The 6,064-nt window shown below is 42.2% G+C and carries 7 protein-coding genes; 5 read left to right on the top strand and 2 right to left on the bottom strand.

Translation table 11 applies throughout. The features are described 5' to 3' along the window. Positions 1 to 356 precede the first annotated feature (356 nt). Positions 357 to 836, bottom strand: a complete 480-nt coding sequence (locus C232_RS0117825) for a flavodoxin domain-containing protein (protein WP_211211511.1) — start codon at positions 834 to 836, stop codon at positions 357 to 359. A 254-nt stretch (positions 837 to 1,090) separates the two neighbouring features. Next, on the bottom strand, positions 1,091 to 1,714 hold the full coding sequence (gene lexA / locus C232_RS0117815; protein ID WP_026314666.1) for a transcriptional repressor LexA: 624 nt from the start codon (positions 1,712 to 1,714) through the stop codon (positions 1,091 to 1,093). Between the two features lie 209 nt (positions 1,715 to 1,923). Here lexA and yneA point away from each other — a divergent pair, with 209 nt between their 5' ends. The 5 genes from yneA to C232_RS20175 all read left to right on the top strand — a co-directional run. Continuing rightward, positions 1,924 to 2,250, top strand: a complete 327-nt coding sequence (gene yneA / locus C232_RS0117810; protein ID WP_018665464.1) for a cell division suppressor protein YneA — start codon at positions 1,924 to 1,926, stop codon at positions 2,248 to 2,250. Positions 2,251 to 2,270: 20 nt separating this feature from the next. Further along, positions 2,271 to 2,930 (top strand): YneB family resolvase-like protein, encoded by a 660-nt coding sequence (locus tag C232_RS0117805; protein WP_018665463.1) that lies wholly within the window; start codon positions 2,271 to 2,273, stop codon positions 2,928 to 2,930. A gap of 81 nt (positions 2,931 to 3,011) precedes the next feature. Continuing rightward, on the top strand, positions 3,012 to 3,245 hold the full coding sequence (locus tag C232_RS0117800; protein WP_018665462.1) for a DUF896 domain-containing protein: 234 nt from the start codon (positions 3,012 to 3,014) through the stop codon (positions 3,243 to 3,245). A 161-nt stretch (positions 3,246 to 3,406) separates the two neighbouring features. After that, entirely contained in the window at positions 3,407 to 5,413 is a 2,007-nt protein-coding gene (tkt, locus tag C232_RS0117795; protein ID WP_018665461.1) for a transketolase, read from the top strand. A 425-nt stretch (positions 5,414 to 5,838) separates the two neighbouring features. Then, positions 5,839 to 6,064: DUF6431 domain-containing protein (locus tag C232_RS20175; RefSeq protein WP_235801558.1), on the top strand; the 226-nt coding region annotated here is incomplete at its 3' end.

Here is a 6,064-nt window from a genome sequence, read left to right as displayed (position 1 = left end):
ATATGTTCCGTACACAAGTGCACCAATGGGAAAGAGACCAATACCTGCAAATGTATTAATAAACGAAACCCCTTGAAGTGTAAGGCTTTGAGGGGTTTTTCTATTTTGGTCAAAATTACTTTATGATGGTGCCAATAAACCATGACCAAAATATGGCCGAAATCATTACAATTTTATTATCCGGCTATTTTTAACCCGTACGAAGTTATCGTAATAAAAGGAACGGAGCCGGACTGCCATTTGGGCATAAAAAAAGCAAAACCTGAGATTTTGCTTAAAACGATCATGAATCATTACAGGCAAAGGAAATATTTTTCTTTACCAAAATACGAGGAAAAAAGGGGGAACACGCATTTTTAAATGAGCATGGTTTTAAAAAAATGTTCAATGCCTGTTTCATTGAGCCAGGTATCATGGTCCGTGGCTCCTTTTGCTCTCTTTAAAAACATCTTTTCAAATAAGTTCATATCATGGAGCTGATAGGAATAACCGAAAATTTCATTGCACACGGAATGGTTGCGCAGCACTTCCGGAAAAGCCTGGTCAAATGCTGCGGCGACTTTTTCTTTTTCGGTTTCTCCTGCATAAAGGAACAGGCCGACCCGTTTGGTTAAGAGAATCTGCAAGTGGCCATGAATGAACTTTGTAAGCTGCTTTTGGATTTTCCCATGGTAAATCGATCCGCCAATCATCACATTGTCATAGTCATCCAAATTGGGTACTTCTTCTTTTAGTACATTAATGGATAATATTTCTTCCTTTGATTTCATTAAAAGCCTTCTGACAATATTTTCAACAGTACCATCGTTGGACGCATAAATCATAATACTCTCCATCATTTTCAGTCCTTTAATTGTATTTCATTTTAATGGTTCCCCATATCAAGGATAATACTAAAAATGCGTAAAGGTTAGTTTTTTTTCAAAAAAAACCATATCATTCATATTTTATAAATAATACATATTTCCACTGTTGAATGGATGGAAACGCATTTTCTTCATTTGCAAGGAAAAACATATTTTCTCTTTAACCGGCATATGCTCTATCAAATGCACAAAAAAGAAGCAGTGCAAAACTGCTTCAAACTTTTTTAATGGATCATTTGCCTGTATAAAGCGATCACTTTGCCGAGAATTGATACATTTTTTAAGATAATCGGCTCCATTGTCGGATTTTCAGGCTGCAGGCGGAAATAATCCTTTTCTTTAAAAAATCTTTTCACCGTTGCTTCATTTTCGTCTGTCATCGCAACGACAATATCACCATTTTCTGCTGTCTGCTGTACACGGACAATCACATAATCGCCGTTAAGAATGCCTGCATCAATCATACTTTCCCCCACAACTTCGAGCATATAAACGGAGTCATCGGAAGGAACCAGATGTTCAGGCAGCGGAAAATATTCTTCAATGTTTTCAACGGCTGTGATCGGGATACCGGCTGTTACCTTGCCGACTACCGGCACATTTATCACGTTTTGGCGCGGTATGGATTCATCTTCATGATCCAGAATTTCGATGGCTCTTGGCTTAGTGGGGTCACGGCGGATCAGCCCCTTGCTTTCAAGCCGGGCAAGATGGCCGTGGACTGTAGAGCTGGAAGCAAGACCGACAGCCTGGCCGATTTCTCTTACAGACGGCGGGTATCCTTTTGTTTTTACTTCCTGTTTGATGAAGTTTAATATGTCTAACTGCCTTTTTGATAGTTTCGTCATCATTCAGCACCTCGTCGTTCCTTTTTTGATGGCAATTACAATTTGCAAAAGAGACAAATTTTTGATTAACCATTATTTGCTACTATTATATCATGTATCTTTTAAAATCACAAACATAAGTTCGAAAAAACTATTGACTAAAACAAACGTTCGTTTTATAATATATTTATCAGAACGGCGAACAAATATTCGTGACAAGGGTGATTGTAATGGCAAAGGTATGGAGAAGGTATAATTATGTTATGATTTTAATCGGTGTTGTCTTTGTTCTTGGCTTGTATCTGGTTTTCAGCTCCCGGGACCATTCGGAAAGCTACGAGAAAATCGTTGTCGGCGAAGGGCAGACACTTTGGAATATTGCTGACCGGTACGCGGAATCCGGCACCGGAAAAATGAGCAGGCAGGAATTTATCCAATGGGTGGAAAAACATAACGTAATAGACGGTAATGTAATTCAAGCAGGGGAGAAAATAGTTATACCGGTAAAAAAACAAAACAGTTTGCATAAAGGAAATAAGGAAATAGCTTTCAAATAGGAACGGGAGATTTTTGAAAAATGAAGGTCATTTTATATTGCAGAGTAAGTACAACGAAAGAAAGCCAGGAAACATCATTAAAACGCCAGGCGGAGGAACTTGCGCTGCTTGCAAAAAGATGGGGCTTTGATGTGGCCGCCACAATTGAGGACCGGGCCAGCGGTTATGAATTGGACAGGCCGGGTGTTCTTGAAATACTCGATATGATTAAAGAGGAACAGATTGATGCAGTGCTGATACAGGATGAAACCAGGATCGGGCGGGGGAATGCAAAAATAGCACTCCTTCATTTTTTATATAAGGAAGGGGTAAAAGTTTACTGCTATTCGCAAAGCGGTGAACTGGAACTGTCGGAATCAGACTCTATGGTTTTAAAAATTGTCAGTATGGTGGAAGAATACCAGCGAAAACTTCATAATTTGAAAATTAAACGCGGAATGAAACGGGCGGTCGAAAACGGCTACCGGCCGCAAAAAAATTTAAAAAGGCGGGGCAATGTGCACGGAAGGGAACGGAAAGACATCCCGGTCCGGGAAATTATCCGCTTGCGCCAAAACGGCCTTACCTTTGAAGAAATTGCCGCAACGATGAGGGGATTCGGATACAAAGTTTCAAAAGCTACCGTACATCGAAGATACCAGGAATATCAGGAACAATCTGATTCTCTTGGCCGTCAATAACGGACAGGATAGAATCATTGCGCAGGCACCGTTTTTTTAGTAAGATTACTTCATATTTTAATGATAAGGGGCAAAAATGATATGCTATCAAAGGATAAAATGGCAAGAATTAATGAATTGGCCAGGAAATCAAAAAATGAAGGCCTGACACCAGCGGAAGCAAAAGAGCAGTCACAGTTAAGAAGCGAGTATTTGCAGGCATTTCGCGCTTCCATGAAAAAAACAATTGAAAATGTGCGGGTAATTGACACGGAGGGGAATGATGTAACCCCTGAAAAAATCAAGCAGATCCAGAATAAGAAAAGGCTTCACTAAGCGGAATTGGAATCGATCAGGTGCATGATGGAAGAAATGAAAAAACGGGGAGAAATGTAAATCGATTTCAAAAGCTTGCTTCGCGTACAGTAAAAAAGTTGTTTTATTGGCGAATCTTGCTTAATATAGGAGTGTAGCTACCGAGAGAAAGGATGTTGAAAATGTTTGATAAAACAGATGAACTAGCGGTCACAACAATTCGAACCTTATCCATCGATGCAATTGAAAGAGCAAAGTCAGGCCATCCAGGGCTTCCAATGGGTGCCGCACCAATGGCTTATACACTTTGGACACGCTTTATGAACCACAATCCTAAAAATCCACACTGGTTTAACCGTGACCGTTTTGTCCTGTCGGCAGGTCATGGTTCCATGCTGTTATACAGCTTACTGCACTTATCCGGGTATAATTTGAGTATGGAAGAAATCAAAAATTTCCGCCAATTAGGGAGCAAAACGCCAGGCCATCCTGAGTTTGGCCACACAGAAGGCGTCGAAGCCACTACAGGTCCGCTCGGGCAGGGCATTGGCATGTCTGTCGGTATGGCAATGGCAGAGCGGCATCTTGCTGCAGTTTTTAATAAAGGCCAATTTAATGTCGTTGATCATTATACATACGCGCTTTGCGGTGATGGAGACTTAATGGAAGGCATATCAAGCGAAGCCGCATCTTTGGCTGCACACTTGAAATTAGGACGCCTGATTGTGCTTTATGATTCCAATGATATTTCTTTGGACGGGGACTTAAGCAAATCCTTCACTGAAAGCGTTGAAGGCAGATTTAAGGCTTATGGCTGGCAGTATTTGCGTGTTGAAGACGGCAATGACATGCAGGCGATCGCAAAAGCAATCGAAGAAGCCAGGCAGGATACGGAACGCCCGACTATTATTGAAGTCAAAACCATTATCGGCTACGGCTCCCCGCATAAGTCAGGGAAATCTGCAGTACATGGTGCTCCTCTTGGTGAAGACGAACTGAAACTGACAAAGGAATTCTATAAATGGACATTTGACGAAGACTTCTATGTTCCGGAAGAAGTTTATAGCCGCTTCCATGAACAAATCATCGGCAATGGCGAGAAAAAAGAAAAAGAATGGGATGCGCTTTTTGCCGGTTATGAAAAAGAATACCCGCAATTGGCAAATGAACTCAAGCTGGCCATCAGTGGCGAACTTCCTGAGGGCTGGGATCAGGAAATTCCTGTATATAAAGAAGGTAAGTCACTGGCAAGCCGTGCTTCAAGCGGGGAGACTGTGAATGCAATTTCAAAACATCTTCCGTCTTTGTTTGGCGGATCGGCTGACCTGGCGGGTTCCAACAAAACGCGCATAAACGATGATAAGGATTATACACCGGATTCATATGAAGGGCGTAATATCTGGTTTGGTGTCCGGGAGTTTGCAATGGGCGCTGCTTTAAACGGGATGGCGCTGCATGGTGGTGTGCACGTTTACGGCGGAACTTTCTTCGTATTCTCCGATTATTTGCGGCCGGCTATCCGCTTAGCTGCATTAATGGGTCTGCCTGTAACGTATGTGTTTACACATGATAGCATAGCAGTCGGGGAAGACGGTCCGACGCACGAACCGGTTGAACAGCTTCCTTCCTTGCGGGCAATGCCGAATTTGTCTGTGATCCGGCCGGCTGACGGTAATGAAACAGCTGCGGCATGGCGGCTTGGTATTACCTCAAAAGATAAACCGACTGCGCTCGTTTTAACAAGACAGGGGCTTCCAACCATTAAAGGGACGGACAAGCATGCGGCTGAAGGCGTGTCAAAAGGGGCTTATGTGATCTCTCCAAGCCGGAATGATACAGCTGACCTGCTTCTTCTCGCAACAGGCTCTGAAGTGCATCTGGCTGTTGAAGCCCAGAAACAATTGGCTGAAGAAAATATTGATGCGGCCGTGATCAGCATGCCTTCCTGGGACCGTTTTGAACAGCAGAGCAGTGCGTATAAAGACACAGTGTTGCCGAAAACAGTCAAGAAACGTTTGGCAATTGAAATGGCTGCCCCGTTCGGTTGGGATAGATATACCGGCGATGAAGGCGACATATTAGCAATTGATACATTTGGTGCAAGCGGCAACGGGGATTCGGTCATGGCAGAATACGGATTCACCGTTGAAAATGTTGTATCACGGGCAAAAGCGCTGCTTGAAAAATAAATCAGCTTAAAATGAAGGGCCTTTCTTCTCAAAGGAAGGCTCTTTTTGTTGTTTATTGTTTATACGATAGGAAATAGGTTAAGGACAGGATCGCCGTTTTTAAAAGAGCTGTTTCACTGGCTCAACCAAGACCTGTTTTCAGGAGCGAATGATCCGGATATTGTTTCTGACATCCAAAAATAACCGAAAGTTGACGGTATTGCCTGTCCGGAATTTGACGAGTATAATGTCCACGTATTTATTCTGGAGAAAGGAAAAGGACATCCCCCTGATGTATAACTGTACCCTCAGCTATACGGAGAATGTCCCACCAAAAATAACGATTATGGTTATTGTATCAGATTATAAGCTAATTGAAAATACTCAACTTGGTGTTTTTGGTTAGGGGTGCGGAAAAAGTACCTTCCCCTTGTTGTGGTAAACATATGAAGGTTATTGGGACAAGAGATCGAAAAGCCATTGATAGATCTGGAAAGAAGCATATTTATAATATCAGGCGTTTACAATGTGAACAATGCGGAAAGATTCATCACGAACTTCCAGAATTTCTGGTGCCTTATAAAAGATATAAATCGGAATGTATTGAAACGGTTTTGACTAATCGTTCCAATCATGATATTCCGGCAGATGAATCAACACTTTATCGTTGGA

The sequence above is a fragment of the Heyndrickxia acidiproducens DSM 23148 genome (assembly GCF_000374345.1).
GTDB lineage: Bacteria > Bacillota > Bacilli > Bacillales > Bacillaceae_C > Weizmannia > Weizmannia acidiproducens.
This window is presented reverse-complemented; position numbering and strand designations above follow the sequence as displayed.

What these genes read in the sequence shown, in the direction of transcription:
- yneA (WP_018665464.1), top strand. Translation starts at nt 1,924, where the DNA reads ATGGCAAAGGTATGGAGAAGGTATAATTATGTTATGATTTTAATCGGT.
- lexA (WP_026314666.1), bottom strand. Translation starts at nt 1,714, where the DNA reads ATGACGAAACTATCAAAAAGGCAGTTAGACATATTAAACTTCATCAAA.
- tkt (WP_018665461.1), top strand. Translation starts at nt 3,407, where the DNA reads ATGTTTGATAAAACAGATGAACTAGCGGTCACAACAATTCGAACCTTA.
- C232_RS0117825 (WP_211211511.1), bottom strand. Translation starts at nt 836, where the DNA reads ATGGAGAGTATTATGATTTATGCGTCCAACGATGGTACTGTTGAAAAT.
- C232_RS0117800 (WP_018665462.1), top strand. Translation starts at nt 3,012, where the DNA reads ATGCTATCAAAGGATAAAATGGCAAGAATTAATGAATTGGCCAGGAAA.
- C232_RS0117805 (WP_018665463.1), top strand. Translation starts at nt 2,271, where the DNA reads ATGAAGGTCATTTTATATTGCAGAGTAAGTACAACGAAAGAAAGCCAG.